The sequence below is a fragment of the Tannerella sp. genome (assembly GCF_030528505.1).
Taxonomy (GTDB): Bacteria; Bacteroidota; Bacteroidia; order Bacteroidales; family Tannerellaceae; genus Tannerella.
The window spans coordinates 8,363-10,960 of the sequence record NZ_JAUMYS010000090.1 but is presented as its reverse complement, the minus strand read 5'-3'; the positions used below and the strand labels follow the sequence as shown (position 1 = coordinate 10,960).

Sequence of the window (2,598 nt, the reverse complement as noted above, 5' to 3'; positions counted from 1 at the left end):
TTTCACTTTTCGTTTTTCACTTTTCACTTCCAACTATTCGCTTCTCAAACTCTTCACCGGATTGGCATTCGCCGCACGCCAGTTTTGAAACGTCACCGTGGCGAAGGTCACCAAGGCCACGATCGCGAACGACAACGCGAACACCCACCAGTAAAGCGGCGTCTTGTAAGCAAAGTTTTCGAGCCACTTCACTACTGCGTAATACGCCGCAGGAGCGGCAAAGACGAAACAAACGGCTACGATTTTGAGATACGTCTTATTGAACATCACCAGAATCTGCTGTGTCGTCGAACCGAATACTTTGCGGATGCCGATTTCTTTCTTCCGATACTCGCTGTCGAACACCACCAAGCCGAACACGCCGACAAGCGATAAAATAACGGCCAACAACCCGAACAAGGTAATCATACTGCGCAGGCTTGTCTCCTTCCGATAAAGACGGTCGAAAATGGAGTCGTAAAATTCGATATCGACCGGATACGACGGATCGAGGTCTGCGATAGTCTTGCGAATATGCTCTACCGCGGCGTGGATGTCCGTACCCGCTTTCAGGCGGATATACGAAACCGGCAAAGGCCGCCTACCTGTCATTGCCAGACAGAGAATCTGATTCTCGTGACGAAGTGAAGTGATTTGCACGTTCTCGGCAAACCCGATAATTTCGCCGATATAATCAGCCCAGTTCCAGTACTTAAATAATCCCAATTCCATATTTAAACGCTGTTTGGCATAGTCGTTAAAGATAAAAACAGGTCGTTCGCCTCGCAAGTCCGATTCTGAAAAATCACGTCCTTCTTCTACGGAAATACCCATGACACGCAGGAAATTCCACGAAACTCTAATCATAAAATACGAAAACTCTTCTCCTTTATATACAGCTCCCTGCATAGCATATTCGTCCTGAGAACCTATTTTCTCGGAAGAAAAAGCCACTTCTTCAATACCTGCAAATCTCTTCAGACGGTTCGTATATTCATCGCTACGTTTCGAGAGACTCTGCCCCAACTCAACAACAGCAATCTGTTCTTTGTCAAAGCCGGTAGAGTACGTTCGCAAAAAATGATTTTGAAGCTGAATAAATCCGGCGGCAATAATCAGTCCCATCGAGATCACAAACTGAAAGCCGACGAGCACCGTACGTAACCGGCGGCCTTGGGGTGAAAGTCCGAAGCTCCCTTTAAGCGCCATGGCCGGCGGAAAAGAGGTCATGTAAAACGACGGATACAGTCCGGCGACGATCCCCGTCAGCAGAGCAACGGCACCCGTCAGCCCGATGAGTGTCAGGTTATGTAAAGGAGCGGTATCGGCGTCAACGAATGAAAGCATCATGCTGTCGGTCAAGCCCGCAACAATCAGAATCGCGACACCCCACGAAATCAGACAAATGATGACTGCCTCTGCCAAAAGCGACAGGCGCAACATCGCCGTCGAGCTGCCAAGCACTTTCTGTGTATTGATGCTTTTCATCCTCATCGGTGTCATGGCTGTACTGAAGTTGGTATAATTGACTGCCGCCACAATTAAAATGAGTAAGGCAATCGCAAAAAGGATGCGCGTCACGTCGGCATTGCCGCTACGGAAGATACGGCCATCGCCGCCTTCGTTCAAATAATAAACATCCATAAGCGGAACAAGTTTAATCGATTCATTCGGCAGGTCGATATTCGCAAAATCGAAATGGCTGTTAAATGCCTGTGCCACATCGTTGGCCGAAGCCGCATCATCAAGCCGGAGGTAACAGATGAAGTTGCGCGCCCCGAAATCCGTCTTCATATAGTCGTTGTCGATAGCCGTATAAATCGCGTTGCGTAACTGAGTGTTACCGGGGAAATCGCGGTAAACGGCGCCGACCGTTAAATCAGGCAACTCCTTCGTACCTTCTCTGCTTTTGCTCCAAATGCCGGCCTCGGCATGCAAAGCCTTACCGACAGCCGACTCGTGACCGAACAGGCGGCGTGCCATGCTTTCGGGGATGAGCACTTTGTCCGGCTGATGCAGACACGTCGGACTTCCCTCGATAATCGGAAAACCGAATGTCTGCACGATTTCCGGGTGACACGTCTGCACAATTTCACGAAAGCCATGTTTCTCCCCATTCGTCGTAACCGTGAAATATACCTCTCCAATAAACGGATTGAGCAACGTACCGGCTTCGATATGCGGCGATGCTTTCAGCACTTCTTCAATAAATCCGCGCGGCAAAATGGTCGAAAACATATCCGGCCCGGACAAATCGACACGAAACACACGCTCAACTCCCGGATGACAGCGGTCAAAGCTACGCTCGTAATCGACCTGCATCATAATCACCATAAACGCGGCAAAGGCGACCGACAACCCCGCCACGTTTAGCAGCGTCGCCATCTTAAAACGGCGAATCACACTCAATAGATTTCTGTATATCGTTCTCATTTCTGTTTCTTTTATTTGTTAGCAGTCAGATTTTCAGCATTCAATAATCAGCATTCAGCGTTCAGACACCACAAGTTGCACTAATTTAATTGTTATTCAGGTACACGGTGTAGAGACGCAATGATTTGCGTCTCTACGGAGCGTACTATGGTTGTTTTACCCAGCACAATGAATGATATATTCGCG

At 48.6% G+C, this 2,598-nt stretch carries 1 protein-coding gene; it reads right to left on the bottom strand.

The genetic code is table 11. From position 1 onward, the window contains the following. Positions 1-33: 33 nt before the first annotated feature. On the bottom strand, positions 34-2,412 hold the full coding sequence (locus Q4A89_RS11100; protein WP_303185538.1) for an ABC transporter permease: 2,379 nt from the start codon (positions 2,410-2,412) through the stop codon (positions 34-36). Positions 2,413-2,598 lie beyond the last annotated feature (186 nt).

Bases quoted from the DNA above. Each gene is read 5' to 3' on its own strand.
- Q4A89_RS11100 (WP_303185538.1), bottom strand. From the start codon at position 2,412: ATGAGAACGATATACAGAAATCTATTGAGTGTGATTCGCCGTTTTAAG.